This is a genomic window from Virgibacillus phasianinus (genome assembly GCF_002216775.1).
Taxonomy (GTDB): Bacteria; Bacillota; Bacilli; order Bacillales; family Amphibacillaceae; genus Virgibacillus_F; species Virgibacillus_F phasianinus.
In genome coordinates, this window is record NZ_CP022315.1 from 1,954,931 (window position 1) to 1,971,792 (window position 16,862).

The window sequence follows — 16,862 nt, forward strand, 5'->3', positions numbered from 1 at the left end:
GTAATAATGAGAGGCATTATGGCAAAAATAAGCCCAATCTCTCTTGTAAAACTTCCAAGATTTCCTTTGGCATTTCTCTGACCTTGATATCCTCACCTAGGAAAAGTAGCCAATTTGTTATTTCAGTCAATTCTTCAGGCTTATTAACATTGAAAAAAGTCTCTAGAACGGCTGTGGTTTGGTAAGGATTCATATAGGAAATCGAAACATTAAAAGGATGGTACTTTTTGAACTGGGCAATCGCTGTTGGGCCAAGTTCAAGGACAAGGTTGGTTACTTTTTCTTGGTTACTTAGTATTTCTAGAATCTTTTTCTTACTTAATCTTTTTTCCTGCGGGCAGGGTTTGACGTCGATGACATGGTCGACAGAAAAAATCTGCTTCTTTTCTTCCTTTAGGTCAAATCCTTCAATCAGCCAAATGCTTTTTTCACGATAAAGGTGCAGGAGATAAATTGGATAAGACTTTATTACCTTCCCTTCTTTGATGGTAATCAGTAAATAGCTATCCAGAAGAAGGATTTGGATGAGTTCTTCCAGCATGGGATGGGGAAGGTCTGACAGATCAAGCAGGTCGGGATGGTTGGGGTTGGTCCCTTCAAAAAGCAGGATTTGATTTAATAGAACCAGATCATCCTGCTGGTTTTCTGAGACGAGACCCAGTAATTTTTCAGCTAAAGAATGACGGCTCTTTAGGTAGGGGAGTTGCTGATTTCTAGTGGCCATGAAGGCGATGAAAAGGGCTTTGACCTCATTATCGGTAAAGCGGACTTCGGGCAGAACTGAGTTGTGCATGACAAAATAGCCCCCATCCCTTCCAACCTCAGCGACAAGCGGCATTCCCATGGCTTCAATTTCTCTAATATCTCTAATAGCTGTCGAACGAGATATGTTAAATTCCTGCATGATTTCAGAGATTGTAAAACTGGCGCGATTATTGATGTACCGCATAATGGTATTAATTCGTTCAACTTTTTTCATTGGAACCTCCCAAACAGTATCACTTTTTGACATGATTTAAGGTTATTATAAACGTAACAAATGAAAAGTAAAATCATTTGACCAATTAAAAAAGAGGAGGATGTTGATTATGGAAGATTTTAACTTGGAAGAAAAAGACAGCTTTGTCGTGCTAGGTATTGGAACGGAGCTTACTAGTGATTACACAGACTTTGCCGGCATAAACCAGGAAAAGGAAGATTTTTGGCAGGGCGTCAAAGAAGATGGCGGACTTGACAAGTTAAAAGCTGTAGCCACAAATGATTACATTTTTGCCGTCAATGAAGCGGTAAATAATAAAATGATGCATTATGCTGGGGTCATGACCAAGGCAACGGTACCGGAAGCATCCAGAGTTATCGAATTTCCTAAAGGTGCTTACCTAGTTATTAAAGGGGAAGCGGAGACAGCAGATGAATTGAATAAAAAACTAACTGGCGCTGCATTTGGTCAAGTCTTGCCAGAAGTAAAGAATTATGCCTATGTTGGCGGGCCAAATGCAACAATTGAAATGGGACAACGAAACGGCCTGGTTTTTGGCGAAATGTGGATTCCTGTTGTTAAGAAATAAAATGTGTCTACAGTTGGTTTAGATTACTTCGCCTGTAGTAGAAGTGCTTGCTGGTACGTGCTAATGATGCCAGTTACTTTGAATCATATTTTAATCAAACTTTATAGTAATGCTACCTGTAGTTGACGATTATAAGCCTAATTTCCTGCCAAAAATAAGGAGGGAATAGGCTTTTTTTACATTTTAGGACAGTATAAATCTTTATCGGTATAAAGTATAAAAAAATCTAAAGGAACCTTCAGTGGCACATTAAGCAAGGGCTGGCAGAAGTGATGCGCTTTTTGGCTGTATTTGGCTCAGGATTACTATGAAAACTATTTTTTAAAGAGTGCGAAAATATATGATCTTATGGTATATTAAATATATGATAAATAGTACCTATGATTGATGTAGGTTGTACGGAATTAAATAGGTATAAAGAATCAGAAAAGGAGGTCGGTGTCCGGTTTGGTGATGATGGATGGGATGGAAAACTGAGGAAGAAAATTTGAATGAAGGAGATTAGATGCCCAATTTGTAAACGAAATATGAAGGACAGATACCGTGTTGTCCTGGATATACTTAATACAGTTATTTGCACACTGTGTAAAATACAGCAGCAAACGCCCTATCAAAGATACAGACTTCTATGAGAATATCATCAACCACTACCCATTTTTCGAATCACTGTGGGAGGAAGAGACAGTCTGAGGGACGGAACAGTTTTCCTGTTCCGGGCCTTCTCTTCTAAGCAAGCACCAGTTCAGACAAAAGTAAGTGAGTATTTAACATCCACTACAATTATCAGGAGTGATAATATGGAGCAGCAGGTTCTTGATTTACTTAAAAAAATGAATAATCGATTAGATACTATTGAAGCAAAACTTGAAGGTGCTGTTGGCAGTACGTCTGAATTAACTAGAGACGAAATGGATTTTATTTTATACAAAGTAAATAAATTGGAAATGGAACTTTATCTTTTAAAAAAAAGGAATTCTAACTTTTCTTAAGCCAGGGATGGGACAGAGGGACAGGTTCCTTGTCCCGGGCTCGTTGAACTAAGCAAAGCTAGCAAACCGGACGATAGTCGGAATGCTAGCTTTTTGTTTCGATAGGTTTGACTTTTGTTGAGAGTAGGGTGGGCAACATCATGCGGGACTTTTGTGGGGGAAATGGGTTTATTTGTTTTTCATATTCAACAACCATTTTTAGGTATAAAAGATTGATCATTTTCTTGCAAAGTTTCCTTCCGCAATCGTGCTAGATAACCGAACAAGTTGATTCAGTCCCAGATTAACGAAAAAGAGTGGGTATTTAATATTCTAGTTACTATTTTTGTTTTTTAAAATATAAAGTTCTTTTTCCATTTTACTCATTTTACTGGAAATAAAATCCCTTTCATTAATCCTTGATTCATTAGTTAATTCAAACTGATTACCAACACCCTCTAGTTTTGCTTCAATGGTATCAAATCGATTATGCATTTCCGATCTTAAAGAATGAATATCCGATTTCATGCCTTTCATTTCATTATTCATTTCTGTGAGTAGATTAAGAATTTGTTTTTCCACAATATCACCTCCTTTTAAATAGTATAATGGATGTTAGTTATATAAGCACTACTTTTATATCTAAAACAATAGAATTATACTATTAACCTCAAATCATCACAAAAACCACCCCAAAGTCCACCGCTAAGCGGTCTTTGGGGAACAGTTCTCTCTATTCGTTTACTTCCGCCCAACGTCACTTCACCTTAGCCCTTGCCACCTAACTTCTTGGCTGATGCGAACAATATTTCAACTGCAGGCAGAAGGGTTTCTTCATTAATATCAAATTTTTCATTATGATGTCCTGCAGCCAAATCGGTTCCAAATACACAGTAGGTCCCGAAACCACCTTGCTTCTGAACGGCGTCGATAAAGAAGGTAGCATCTTCTGAACCGGCACTATCATCGCTTTCGAGAATAGCAGTAAGACCAGCGCTTTCCGTACACTCGTGAAGCACTGCAGCAACTTCTTTGGAACACGTGCAGCTTTTTCCTTCGCCAACAAAATCCATGTCGTAACTAATTTGGTACATGGCGGCGGCGCCGGAAATGATGGACTCTGCCTGCTGCTTTACAAATTCATTAATTTCGGAAGTTTCTCCGCGTGTCTCTACCTTTAGTGCGGCTTTGTCCGGAATAATGTTCCGTCCACTGCCTGCATGCATTTCTCCGACATTAATTCTTGTCGCACCCTTGGAATGGCGGGTAATCGCGGTCAGATTGAGGGCGGCATTGGCTGCTGCCAGCAATGCATTTTTGCCTTCCTCCGGGTCGCCTCCTGCATGCGAAGCAACACCTCGAAAAGAAACATCCAATTTGGAGGTGGCTAAAAATCCATTGTTGGCGGCGACAACATGGTTATGCGGTACCCCTGTGCCGATGTGGGAAGCGATGAAATAATCAACATCCGCTACTACACCGGCCTCTACCATCGATTTAGCACCGCGGGTTCCTTCCTCCGCTGGCTGAAAAATTAATTTGAATTTGCCCTGCAGCTCCGCTTTATTTGCTGCGAGCAAGGAAGCTAAGCCAAGGCCGATTGCGGTATGTGCATCATGACCGCAAGCATGCATCTTATCATTTATTGAGCGAAATCCTTTCTGTAAAGGTACGTGGCTTTCACTGGTTGATTCATAGATTGGCAATGCATCCATATCCACCCGGTAGGCAACCGTAGGACCACGCTTACCGGTATCCAATGTTGCAACAATTCCCGTATAGCCCTCTGAAAAAATAGCGAGATAATCTGGATTCGCACCATGCTCTTTTGCCCACTCCACATGTGCTTTCGTTTCCTTTTCACCTGGTTTTCCCATACAATGCTCGGCCGACATCACTTCTTTTCCCATTTGTAATTCAAAACCTAAACCATCTAGAATCCCTGCCACAATCGAGGCTGTACGCATCTCCAAAAAACCAGTTTCCGGATAGTGATGAAAATCCCTTCGCCACTTCACTAAGTTTTCTTCTAATTTATTCATGATTACTATCCCCTTAGACAATTATTTAACGGATAACAAAATATGGCTCTATTAAACTTACTTATATAAACGGCCATGCACCTAGAACCGGGCACCTCCGCTTTTCTCCCCAGCTGCAGTGCCCAGCGACTAGCAAATAGTTAGTCCTGATGAATGTAAGGAAAGGTCACCGTACTTTCACAGTCCTATCTATTTGTACGTCGCTAACCGGGCACTTCCGCTTTTCCTGTCTAGCTGCAGCGCCCAGAAGCTGCCGTCATAAGCAATGGACACTACGAACGCGAAACCCATGCGTTCTACGGTCCCTTGCTTATGCGTCCGCTTCTAACCGGGCACCTCCGCTTTTCTCCCCAGCTGCAGTGCCCAGCGACTAGCAAATAGTTAGTCCTGATGAATGTACGGAAAGGTCACCGTACTTTCACAGTCCTATCTATTTGTACGTCGCTAACGGGCACTTCCGCTTTTCCTGTCTAGCTGCAGCGCCCAGAAGCTGCCGTCATAAGCAATGGACACTACGAACGCGAAACCCATGCGTTCTACGGTCCCTTGCTTATGCGTCCGCTTCTAACCGGGCACTTCCGCTTTTCTCTGTCTAGCTGCAGTGCCCAGCGACTAGCAAATAGTTAGTCCTGATGAATGTACGGAAAGGTCACCGTACTTTCACAGTCCTATCTATTTGTACGTCGCTAACGGGCACTTCCGCTTTTCCTGTCTAGCTGCAGCGCCCAGAAGCTGCCGTCATAAGCAATGGACACTACGAACGCGAAACCCATGCGTTCTACGGTCCCTTGCTTATGCGTCCGCTTCTAACCGGGCACTTCGGCTTTTCTTCCTACATATACGTATGCACTCCAGGACCATATGGTAGGCCGGTGAAATAAAAGATTAACAGCAAGATGATCCATGAAAGCAAGAAGGTAATGGAATATGGAAGCATTAATGAGATATAGCTTCCGATACTTGTATTCTTGTCATAACGCTTCATAAAGGCAAGAATAATAACCATATAAGGAAATAACGGTGTAACAATATTCATGGAAGAATCGGCAATGCGGTAGGCTACCTGCGTAAATGCCGGATCATAACCGAGCTGCATAAACATTGGCACAAAGATTGGTGCTTCAATTGCCCATTTTGCTGAACCGGATGTGATTAGGAAGTTCATTAAGCCGGTAAAAATAACGTAGCCAATGATCAATCCAATCCCAGTAAATTCAATGTCCTTCAGAAATTCAGCGCCGTTTACCGCGACCCAGGTACCCAGGTTGGACCAATTAAAGAAGGCGATGAATTGTGCGATGGCAAATACGAGAACAATGTAGCTTGCCATGTCTTTCATCGATTCTGCCATATAATAACTTACATCTTTACTTGATTTAATCTTACCAACTGTCATACCAAAGGCAACCCCAATGACAATAAAGAATATCAGGATTAATGGCACGATTCCTTCTAGAAGCGGGGAGGGGACAATTCCGCCCTCATCATTTCTTAATGGACTGTTTGGCAAAAATACGGTGATCGCAATGATGGCCAGGTAAACAAACCCTGCAATCAGCGCATTGATAAACCCATTTTTAGCGTTTGGAAGTTCCTCGCTGTCTTCTGCTTCTACCTCATCGCCTTCATATTTACCTAATCTGGGTTCGATAAATTTTGACGTTACTAGGCCGCCAACAATGGTCAGCATAAACACAGAAACGATATTAAAATACCAGTTATCTACCGGTGTTACCGTAATGGATTCATTTACTAATGCCGCTGCTTCGGTTGAGATACCTGCAAGCAATGCATCTGTTCCGGCAATAAATAAATTTGCTGTAAAACCAGCACCCGCACCAGCAAAACCAGCTGCCAGACCTGCAAGTGGATGTCTTCCTACTTTATAAAATACCAATGCACCCAAAGGAGGGATTAAAACAACTGCGGCATCGGACGCCAGATTACCCATAATACCTACGAACACCACCGTATAGGTGAGCAGAAAAGGAGGTGATTTTAAAATGGTCTTACGGATTGCATAATCAAGCAGCCCAACTTTTTCGGCTAAGCCAATCCCGAGCATCATAACTAGTACAAGCCCGAGTGGAGCAAATCCAGTGAAGTTTTCCAGCATCGATGTGAGGATAAACTGTAAGCCTTCACCAGACAGCAAATTTTTAATTGGAATTTCTTCGCCAGTTCCCGGGTGAACGACAGATGCCCCCGTGAGACTGAGCAGATAGGAAACAACAACCATTACCAATGCCAGCCCTATAAATAAAACAAATGGATCTGGCAGCTTATTGCCAACGCGCTCGACTATATCTAAAAATCGTTGAAACAGGCTTTTTTTGTTTTTCATCGTATCCCTCGCTTATTTTAAAAGTTGTGGTTAACGTTCATTCAGTTTTGATGGACGGACACCATCAGGAATTGGACTATTGTAGTCATGCTTTTTCCTAAATTCAGTAAATTCTTCTTTTACATGATCCAAATCCTCTTCAGATTCAAATAGCTTAATCCCGGTCAGAGCCATACTTCCAGCAGCACGCAGCATTCCTCTATTAGCGAAATCGCTTAACCCCTGTGAGGTCATTTGCCAGGTGTGCAGTGCCGTTCCAAGCGCTGACGTAGCGGAGGTCAATTGCGCAGTCGGCACAACCCAGCTTACATCCGCAACATCGGTCGAACCCGACAGGATCCCTTGTGATTCATAGTAGGGTGAAATGGAATCTGCCAAATATTTGCCGTCAAATTCACTGCCGTCTCCGATATAGCCGAATCCTGTTACCGGATCTAGATAATTTTCCTGTTCAGACTCTGTGAAGGTGGACCATATCTGTTCAGCAAACTGTTTTTCGCTTTCTGATGGATTGCCGGCACCAATTTCTTGCAGATTCTGATAGAGGATTTTTTCTAAACTACGGTTTTGAACGTAGTTGGAACATGCTTTATCAAACTCGACCGTTACTTCAGTTTCCGTCATCATCGCTGCACCCTCAGCAATTTTACGGATTCGTTGATACATCTCATCGACCTGATTGACCTTTGGTGCGCGGATTAAATAAAGAACCACCGCATTTGCCTGTACCACATTTGGGGAAATGCCCCCGGTATTGGTAACTGCGTAATGAATGCGTGCTTCCTGAATAACGTGCTCGCGCAGATAATTTACGCCAACGTTCATGAGCTCCACTGCATCAAGCGCGCTTCTTCCTAGGTGCGGAACATTGGCGGCGTGTGCGGCCTTTCCTTTAAATCGAAAAAATACTTGGTAATTTGCCAGACTCGACAGGCTCATAATGGCGTTGGCTGGGGAAGGGTGCCAGGTTAACGCTGCATCTACACCGTCAAATACTCCTTCTTTCACCATAAACGTTTTCCCTGAGCCGCCTTCCTCCCCAGGGCAGCCAAAGAATTTCACGGTCCCAGGGAGATTGTTTTCTTCAAGATATTTTTTTACAGCACATGCACCAGCAAAGGCCCCTGTTCCCAGCAGGTTATGCCCGCAGCCATGACCAACATCGTTCTCCATTGGTTGATACGTTGTTTCATTTGGTTCCTGACTTAAACCGGATAACGCATCGAACTCTCCCAAAAATCCGATTACAGGGCTTCCGGAACCATACGTTGCAACAAAGGCAGTTTCAATATTGGCAACATTTTGTTCGACTTTAAAGCCTTGTTTTTCACATTCTTTTGCCAAAAACCCGGCTGAAGTGTATTCTTCAAATCTAGTTTCCGGATGTTTATAGATAAAGGAACTAACTTCCTTGAAATAAGCTTCATTATCCTGTAAATACTGCTCAACAAATTCTTTCATTACATTTCCCTCCATATATACTCTTGCATTATTGAATTGCTTCTGTTTGCAGGTATGCTGCCAGCACTTTTGTTCCAATTACCAGATTGCTAGTTTCCGTATACTCGTTTGGCTGATGACTGATACCATCCCGGCAAGGAATAAAAATTAACCCTGCTGGCCATCTTGTTGCCATATTCATCACATCATGACCAGCACCGCTTACCATCGATTCCGTTTTAAATCCTAGCTGCTTGGATACATGGGTTAATTTCGATTGGATAGTATCATCCAGTTGTACGGATTGATTGTTCACAAGTGTTTTCACATCAACCGTAACGTGATGTTCTTCGGCTAACTCCAGACAATATTGCTTGATGTTCGTTACCAGTTGTTGTTTTGCCGCATCGTTTACACTGCGAATGTCAATGCCAAATTGTACTTCTGATGGAATAATCGTCATGGAATTGGGCTTGACAGTAACTGTGCTGACCGTCGCCACTAGATGTGGATCTTCCTGTTTATTCATGGCTGCGGTTTCTCGTGATACATATGGAATGAGCGGCGCCAAGGCAACTAATGCATCGTTTCTTTGGTGCATCGGTGTCGTGCCGGTGTGATTGGCCACTCCATATGCCGTTACTTGCAATCTGACTGGGCGGGCAATGCCTGTTACAATGCCGATTTTTGCCTGACTGTCCTGCAATTTTCTTCCTTGTTCAATATGAACCTCCAGGAATTGCTCCAATTTAGGGACTGGCAAGGTTGCTTTCGTAAGGTCTTCCCAGTTTATTCCCATTTGTTCCACTGCTTGTTTTACTGTGATTCCTTCCATATCGCTGACGTCTTCTAACTCTTCGATGGCCAGTTCCCCGGAAATAGCTTTGCTTCCAATCGTTGAGATTCCAAAACGCGCTGATTCTTCCGCAATAAAGCAAACAACCGCGATATTTTTTTGTGGACGGAACTGCTTGTCTTGCAGGACTTTGATAGCTGCCAAGGCACATAATACACCAGCCACGCCATCATATCCGCCGCCATTGTAGACCGTGTCCAGATGTGACCCCAAAGCAACCGCCTTTGCATCCGGATGCACTTCCCAGATCGCCCACTGATTCCCGACCTTATCCTGATACGTATGCAGCCCTAGTTCCTCTGCGGTACGAATAAATTGCTGGTGGGATTTGTATTCTGCTTCGCTATAACCGAGTCGGGTAAATCCTTGCGGGTCCTGAATTTGCTCCACCCTATTTAATTGACATAGCTTTTGTTCCATCCACATGCTTAAATTGGTCACTGACACTACCTCATTTTCGAATTAATTATTGTTGTACATCATGGTGAAAGGGGAATATCCACTGCGAACTGATACATAATTTTAGGTCTTCCTTTTTGTTTTGCATGGCTTGTCCCACATTTTTGTATCACATTGGCATTTTCTAAATTCGTTAAAATTCTTCTTCCATTCCGTTCCGTGCTCTGCAGCCATCTGGAAATATCCTGGGATGTAAAAGCCTGTTTGTTGTATTTATGTGAATAGATGATGAGCCGAACAGCATCCCTGATATTAATTGCTTCGCCAAATCTGTCTCGTAGTACCTGTTCAATATGTTTTAAATTTACTGGAGCGCTTTCATTATTTGGATATTTGATGGTTGCAGACTGTTGTTCATCGATTACGACGATTGGCGCCCGCTCATCCGGCTTTATGCTGCTTAAACCATAGCGGACATTTTGTTCGGCGTGGGAAACATTTTCCCCATAACCAATCACAACACCGATGGACAGCTGATCCCGCAGCCTAAATTCATTAATAAAATGAAAAAGGTTCTTCTCTGCTTCATCATCCATCTCACCTTTTGTGGTAAAAATAAAGTATAGCCCGTCACCTACATCGACAAAGGATCCATTCATAATTTCCGTCAAATGCATTAATGACTTCTTGATATCCAGTTCATGGTGTTTCCACTTGAACAAATCATAGGCTTCATTTTCATTAATTTCATTAACTACCTTGCACCCGACAACGGCCATTTGCAGGTTTTCGTAACGATTGGCCTGCGCTCTTTCTAATAACAATTGAATGGTTACTTTAATCGATATATAGGAAGGAGTAAGCCGGTATACAGGAATTCCTTCCTTCTTCAGCTCCTCATACGTTGATTTGAGTGCAGTTATCGCAACCTCTGTTTTACCATCTTGATAAAGTGACTTATGAAAATTCGGAAAATTTTCCAGCGAATAGTAGCCTTCATATGGCTCATTGTAATACGTAAGGGAATCTAATTTATAAAATGACATTACTTTAGCCATTTCCTCGTTGGTAATCGCATCAATGCTGATATTTCGAAAAATCTTCCCCTCGTTTAATTGCGCCTCCATTAATATCCCGAAAAAACTCGAACCATGTAAGGTTGGATAGCTTCCTTCATCTGGTGTAATGTATTCCCTTTCAATAGCAAGTGAATAATTCATTATTCCAGAAAACAACCACTGATCGACAAGAATCCCGTTACTCTTTAAAATTTCCTCAATTTCGGATACCTCTTGGTAAATGAAAGGTTTAAATTCAAAAGCTGGAAAATCCTTAGCAACCCTTAAGATTCGACTAACCGATTCCTTAGGCCCGATCACACCTATGGTAATATACACTTAACTGTTCACCACCTTATAAAATGCATTAAAGGAATTTGTCTCTTTATATTCCTTAAAAGCATATTACTAAAAATCTTCAGATATGTCTACAATTTTCGCACATTTTTTTGGGACAGAGGGACGGGTCCCTTGTCCCAGGTTTGTTGGGTGGGGAAGGGGATTTTTTTATCGGAGTTATCAGCTTGGTGTTCGGTCAACATCACCACTTTCCCACGTCGCTCTTACATCTATTGAGCATTTCTTTAGGGTAATGCTTGCATACTCTTACTATCACATGTATACTATCTCCTCCAATAGAATAAGGAGGATGATGTGATGACGGAATGGATAAGTATTGAGCATGCGAACGAACACAATTTAAAAGATGTTAGTGTGAAAATCCCAAAGCGTAAATTGACAGTGATAACTGGTGTTTCTGGTTCAGGCAAGTCTACCCTTGCACATGATATTCTTTTTAATGAGTCACAACGGCAATATCTAGAAGCAATGGGAATGCAAGGCATTGAAAAACCAAATGTTGCACATATTAGCGGTGCTTCTCCCGCTATAAGTTTGAAGCAGCAAGAAACGTCATCTAATCCTCGTTCGACAGTAGGAACAAAGACAGCCATGTATACGAGTTTACGTATGATTTACGAGAAGCTTGGTATCCGCACATGTCCAAACTGCAAGAAAAAAGTAAACCCCATTCAGGCCATTGAAGAAACAGAACATGTAGATGGCGAATTTACTGTTTTTCAAATTTGTCCCCATTGTGAGCACAAGTATAAAAAACACACACGAAGCCACTTTTCTTACAATACAATCGAAGGCGCCTGTCAGAAATGTAAAGGTATCGGTAAAGTCATCCAAATTAACGTAAACACCTTATTGAATAAGGAATTGTCGATTGAAAATGGTGCAATTGCATTATGGAACGGCCGCTATCTAGAGTATCAACTTGATAATATCAAAAGAACAATGAACCATTACAATGAGCCACTTGAACAAAATACACCTCTTAAAAATTTTAATGAACTGCAATTTGCTTTACTTTGTCATGGTACAAGCAGTAAGGAAGTCCGAAAGCTTACTGATAAAAAGGAGCCGAAAACAGTTGGTGATGGTAAATTCCAAGGTGTAATGACAAACCTTTGGCGTAAATATCAAGAAAAGAGCGGAGACATGGGTAAAGAATCTATCTTTTTCTATAGTGATACATGTCCTGACTGTAATGGCACGAAACTAACCGAACAAAGTCGCAGTGTTAACGTGATGGATCGTTCTATTACAGAAATCTCAACATTAGACTTAGATCAATTGTTAGAATGGATCAATGACTGCAGTTTAAACTTAATTGGAGAGGAAAAGGCGGCAGTTGATGTCTATTTTCGTGACATAGAAACAAAACTTAAACGTATCAAACGTTTAGGCCTCGGTTATCTCACTTTAGAACGTGGGACAAACACTCTATCTGGCGGTGAAAGTCAACGTATTCGATTATCTGCCATCTTGGATTCAGACTTAACAGATGTTGTTTATGTTATCGACGAACCAACAGCAAGTCTTCATGCTAAGGACACGGAAGGTATTATCGACATTATGAAAAAACTGAGGGATAAAGGTAATACAGTTCTTGTGATTGAACACAATACGGATGTTATGAGAGAGGCTGATTATTTAATTGAGATTGGACCAAAAGCTGGCCGATACGGCGGCGAACTAATTGGTACAGGTACATTGAAAGACCTTGAAAATAATGAGAAATCCCTAATTAAAAACTACATTTCAAACAGAAGTCAGCCGAAGCAAAATGTTAGACAAGCTGGAAAAACAGCCATCCATATTCAAGACGCCACGCGTCATAACCTTGCTTCTGTAAGTGTAGCCGTTCCGACAGAATCCCTTGTAAGTGTAACGGGCGTCTCAGGGTCAGGTAAATCTTCACTAATATTTGATGTTGTAGGGGAAGAAGCTAGCAATGTTTCAGGCTTAGATCAATTTGAAGAAATCATTACTATTAATCAAACAAGTATTTCAAAAATGAAACGCTCAAATGTTGCTACATATACCAACGTTTTCACAGACATTCGAAACCTTTTTGCAAAACTAGATGATAGTAAAGCACAGGGTCTTACAGCTAAACATTTCTCTTTCAATACAAATGGTGGACGCTGTGAGACATGTGAAGGACTTGGCTATGTTATGAGCAACATGCTATTTTTTAATGATATGGAAGTTGTCTGTCCAACGTGTAAAGGTAAACGTTTCAAGGAAAATATCCTTACTATCACATACAATGACTATAATATAAATGACTGCTTAGAGTGTTCAGTCGAAGAAGCATTAGATATTTTTAAGGATGAATCGAAAATCCATAAAGTCCTCAAATTATTAACTGAAATTGGATTAGGATACTTAAAACTTGGTCAATCACTTACAACATTATCCGGTGGTGAAGGTCAACGATTAAAGCTGTCAACTTCCTTAATGAAGAAAAATAAACAAAAGAGTCTGTTCTTATTAGACGAACCTTCAACAGGTCTGCATCCTTATGACATTCAATATTTGCTAGAATTATTCAGTCGATTAATTGATAAAGGTAATTCCATTATCATGGTAGAACATAACATTCATATGATCCATGCAAGTGATTGGATTATTGATTTAGGACCAGAAGGCGGCGTCAAGGGAGGACATATAATTGCAAAAGGAACACCAACTGACATCAAAGTAAATCAATCCTCCGTAACAGGACATTATTTGTGAGGGACAGAGGGACAGGTTCCTTGTCCCAGGTTCGTTGGAACAAGTAAAGCTAGCATTCCGTGGGTTTAACCGGGGTGCTAGCTTTATTTGATAATTTTCTTAACATCGTTTTAAATGTTTCAATCAGGTCTAAGTTAGATAATTTTAGTGCAATCAATCTATATGTTGTGGATGATATTAATCAACTAGTTTCGCATTGAGGTGAATTTTTAGGTCCTTGATGGAGAGTAGTTGTAATTTAAATTTTATAATTATTTTGAAAATAGGTAATTTATAGAAAACCATTGACTTTCGAAAGTAAACCAAATATAATCATATCTAAACTAAATGAATGTAAAATATTAAAATAACAACCATTTAACAGTTAAAAATAATAAATTTTTACCAAGAAGGTTAAATAACACTGCATCTGTTACGAGATAATCTATTCGTCATTTTGCTTACATGCTAGATATACATAAAAAGATTGAAAGCGCTGCCAAAGTAAAAACTAAAACTCTTTTATTGTTTTCAAAGGATTTTAATCCTTTTAAAGATACCCATACCAAACCAATTTATAAGGAGGAATGAAAGTGGAAGAAAAGATTGAAAGGCTAGAACCTCAAGGGACTCCTAACAATCCACCTAATAACTTAAAAGGTAAACTGAAATTCGTGGGTCCCGGATTTGTTGTTGCGGCTACTGGGGTGGGAGCTGGCGATTTTGTTATGGCCTCTATTGCTGGAACAAGCTTTGGATTGACTTTGCTTTGGGTGATAGTTGTAGGGGCTTTTATTAAATTTGTCCTAACCGAGGGGATAGGCCGTTGGTATCTGGCCTCAGGAAAAACAATTTTAGAAGGTTGGCATTTGGCAGGATGGTGGGCAACTATCTATTTTGGTGCATATCTTGTCTTGATGGGATTAATATATGGATCAGCGATAACCGGAACGTGTGCGATGATAATGGTTGCCATGTTTCCAGGCACTTCCTTTTCATTATGGGCAATCAGCTCCGGAATTGCCGGTTTTCTATTAGTTTGGTTTGGCAGATATCAAATACTTGAAGGGCTCATGAAGATATTAATTGGGATAATGTTTGTCAGTATCATTGGCTCTGCAATCATTATTTTGGCGAATGCGGGAAGTGTTGAGTATGGCATCGTTCCTTCTATACCAGAAGGATCGTTTTTCAAAATCCTTGGCATACTTGGAGGGGTTGGTGCTTCTATTACCCTTACTTCGTACTCATACTGGATTTATGCAAAAGGCTGGAGAAACAGGCAGTGGATGTCAATCATGAAACTGGATGTGTCGGTGGCCTATATTGTAACAGGTATGTTTGCCATTAGTGTTATGATCATTGCTGCTGAATTATTGTTTGGATCCGGTGTAACAATTAGTGGTAATGACGGGCTTGTGGGTCTTGCGGACGCCTATGGGGAGAGATTTGGAAATATAGCACGATGGATTTTCCTAATTGGTGTTTGGGGAGCCATTTTTACATCCATCGTAGGTCCATGGCATGGGATGTCCTATCTATTTACAGATTTTGTTCGCATTGTAAAAAATAAAGGAAGAAAAGCTCCAGGTAAAGAAAAACCAATCACCGAGAAAGATACAGCTTTTCGATTTTATCTGTTCTGGATAACTTTTCCACCGATGTTACTTCTGTTATTTAAACAACCAGTAGCGATTGTACTTATATATGGTGCACTCGGAGCGGCATTCATGCCAATTCTTGCAGCAGTTTTACTTTTTTTATTAAATTCTAAACAGATTGATAAGGCAGATCGAAATACTAAGGTTAAAAACACCATTTTTGGACTTATCATTTTACTGTATCTATATCTCGGAGGCAGTGAACTGTTTGAAATGATTTTTGGGTGAATCTGCGGGACAGAGGGACAGGTCCACTTTCCCGGCCGAGTCCGTTGAAATAAGCAAAACTAGCATCCCGATTCGCTCCTGTGGTGCTAGCTTTTTTGTCGAGATAGGATTTGCCTTTTTTGGAGCTAGGAGAGAAGAACATTATAGTGGTATTTTTGTGCAGATGAAGATTGCCTTATTATGGAAACTTAGTTCACTTCTAAAGTCACTTCACATTAGCTTTGTCACCAACCTAACTTAGCTGTGCTGATGCACACGCACACAATATTTCAACTGTAGGCAGACATCTCGTTAGTTAAAACGCCAGATGCCAAGAAACTATTCACGTCTTTTCCACCTATAACTGACTGCCAACTCGTGGTAAAATATTTATGATCGGTTTATAGTCCCGAGATCGTTATGAAAGGAGAGGAAGAAATGGCGAGATTTCAAACGCGTAACCTATTGTTCTTTGTAGTGTTTTTCCTTTTGATAATTAGTCAACCTGCCCAAATTTTATCGCAAACTACTATAAGCAAAGTTGATGAATCTTCCATTACTTCTGCCAGTTATGTGTCAGATATAAATGCTGCTCATATAACTGCACCAACAACTCTTGCTAATCATGATGATCATAAATCGTATACTATACTGCCGGCGTTACAAAGGACTATGCAACAATTAGCTTCGCATATTCCAAAAGTGGATGGCTTATTCCAACGTGCCATTGACTTGAAAAGCTTTATAAACGCGGTGATGTATCAATCAAATTACCTCCCCTGTTAATACTTTTTTTAAAGGAAATATAGCTTATTATCTTTCTATCGTAATAGAGGGTTTATTTGTTATTCAAAAAAAGTATTGAAGGGGAATAATAAAATATGAAACAAAATGATAAACCATACTGGAAAGAATCCGTTGAATGCTTTCTGTTCATATTTATAATTATGCTTTTGTTTATTGGCACTTTTATCGTGAGTGGTCAATTAACTGGAACAGATTGGGTATCTTATTTCGGGGGAGTTTCTTGGGATATAAATACGGATATTTTAAAGTGATTGTTTAGTGTTAACCAAATGATAAAAAAGCCTCAGTTACGAGGCTTTTTTAGTTTGCCCCGGATAACGCCGAACTTGTGGATTTGAAATAAAGCCACAAAGTTTTATCTCCTTTGATTTAGGAAATTAACTTGTTTATGCAAGACACCGGTATGTAACTTTTATAATACTAATGTAAAAAAGGATGTAAAT

General features: G+C 40.5%; 13 protein-coding genes. 6 read left to right on the plus strand and 7 right to left on the minus strand.

Going from position 1 to position 16,862, the window contains the following annotated elements; all coding sequences use genetic code 11:
* Positions 1-16: 16 nt before the first annotated feature.
* A complete protein-coding gene (locus tag CFK37_RS09545; protein ID WP_089061642.1) occupies positions 17-979 on the minus strand; it encodes a helix-turn-helix transcriptional regulator in 963 nt (320 codons plus the stop codon).
* A 109-nt stretch (positions 980-1,088) separates the two neighbouring features.
* Between CFK37_RS09545 and CFK37_RS09550 the strand changes: the two genes are divergently transcribed.
* Together CFK37_RS09550 and CFK37_RS09555 are read left to right on the plus strand one after the other, a co-directional pair.
* Positions 1,089-1,568: a GyrI-like domain-containing protein gene (locus tag CFK37_RS09550; protein ID WP_089061643.1), complete on the plus strand. Its 480-nt coding sequence runs from the start codon at positions 1,089-1,091 to the stop codon at positions 1,566-1,568.
* Positions 1,569-2,365: 797 nt separating this feature from the next.
* On the plus strand, positions 2,366-2,557 hold the full coding sequence (locus CFK37_RS09555) for a hypothetical protein (RefSeq protein WP_089061644.1): 192 nt from the start codon (positions 2,366-2,368) through the stop codon (positions 2,555-2,557).
* Between the two features lie 312 nt (positions 2,558-2,869).
* Here the strand turns inward: CFK37_RS09555 and CFK37_RS09560 are convergent, their stop codons facing one another.
* The 6 genes from CFK37_RS09560 to CFK37_RS09585 all read right to left on the minus strand — a co-directional run bounded on the left by CFK37_RS09560 (position 2,870) and on the right by CFK37_RS09585 (position 11,014).
* Entirely contained in the window at positions 2,870-3,118 is a 249-nt protein-coding gene (locus CFK37_RS09560; protein ID WP_089061645.1) for a hypothetical protein, read from the minus strand.
* 185 nt (positions 3,119-3,303) lie between these two features.
* The gene (locus CFK37_RS09565; RefSeq protein ID WP_089061646.1) at positions 3,304-4,578 is read right to left on the minus strand and encodes an amidohydrolase; all 1,275 of its coding nucleotides are present in this window, start codon (positions 4,576-4,578) and stop codon (positions 3,304-3,306) included.
* Between the two features lie 832 nt (positions 4,579-5,410).
* A complete protein-coding gene (locus tag CFK37_RS09570) occupies positions 5,411-6,922 on the minus strand; it encodes an AbgT family transporter (RefSeq protein ID WP_089061647.1) in 1,512 nt (503 codons plus the stop codon).
* A gap of 30 nt (positions 6,923-6,952) precedes the next feature.
* Positions 6,953-8,383 (minus strand): M20 family metallopeptidase, encoded by a 1,431-nt coding sequence (locus tag CFK37_RS09575; protein ID WP_089061648.1) that lies wholly within the window; start codon positions 8,381-8,383, stop codon positions 6,953-6,955.
* Between the two features lie 28 nt (positions 8,384-8,411).
* Positions 8,412-9,659, minus strand: coding sequence for a M20 family metallo-hydrolase (locus CFK37_RS09580; protein WP_245837352.1), 1,248 nt, complete (start codon positions 9,657-9,659; stop codon positions 8,412-8,414).
* A 38-nt stretch (positions 9,660-9,697) separates the two neighbouring features.
* Complete coding sequence (locus tag CFK37_RS09585) at positions 9,698-11,014, minus strand: hypothetical protein (RefSeq protein WP_089061649.1); 1,317 nt, start codon at positions 11,012-11,014, stop codon at positions 9,698-9,700.
* Between the two features lie 318 nt (positions 11,015-11,332).
* On the opposite strand from CFK37_RS09585, the gene CFK37_RS09590 reads away from it, so the two are divergent.
* The 4 genes from CFK37_RS09590 to CFK37_RS19925 all read left to right on the plus strand — a co-directional run bounded on the left by CFK37_RS09590 (position 11,333) and on the right by CFK37_RS19925 (position 16,670).
* Positions 11,333-13,765, plus strand: coding sequence for an ATP-binding cassette domain-containing protein (locus CFK37_RS09590; RefSeq protein WP_089061650.1), 2,433 nt, complete (start codon positions 11,333-11,335; stop codon positions 13,763-13,765).
* A gap of 572 nt (positions 13,766-14,337) precedes the next feature.
* A complete protein-coding gene (locus CFK37_RS09595; RefSeq protein ID WP_245837353.1) occupies positions 14,338-15,633 on the plus strand; it encodes an Nramp family divalent metal transporter in 1,296 nt (431 codons plus the stop codon).
* A 417-nt stretch (positions 15,634-16,050) separates the two neighbouring features.
* Entirely contained in the window at positions 16,051-16,398 is a 348-nt protein-coding gene (locus tag CFK37_RS09605; RefSeq protein ID WP_089061653.1) for a hypothetical protein, read from the plus strand.
* A gap of 95 nt (positions 16,399-16,493) precedes the next feature.
* Positions 16,494-16,670 (plus strand): hypothetical protein, encoded by a 177-nt coding sequence (locus tag CFK37_RS19925; RefSeq protein WP_157724832.1) that lies wholly within the window; start codon positions 16,494-16,496, stop codon positions 16,668-16,670.
* The last annotated feature ends 192 nt before the right edge of the window (positions 16,671-16,862 follow it).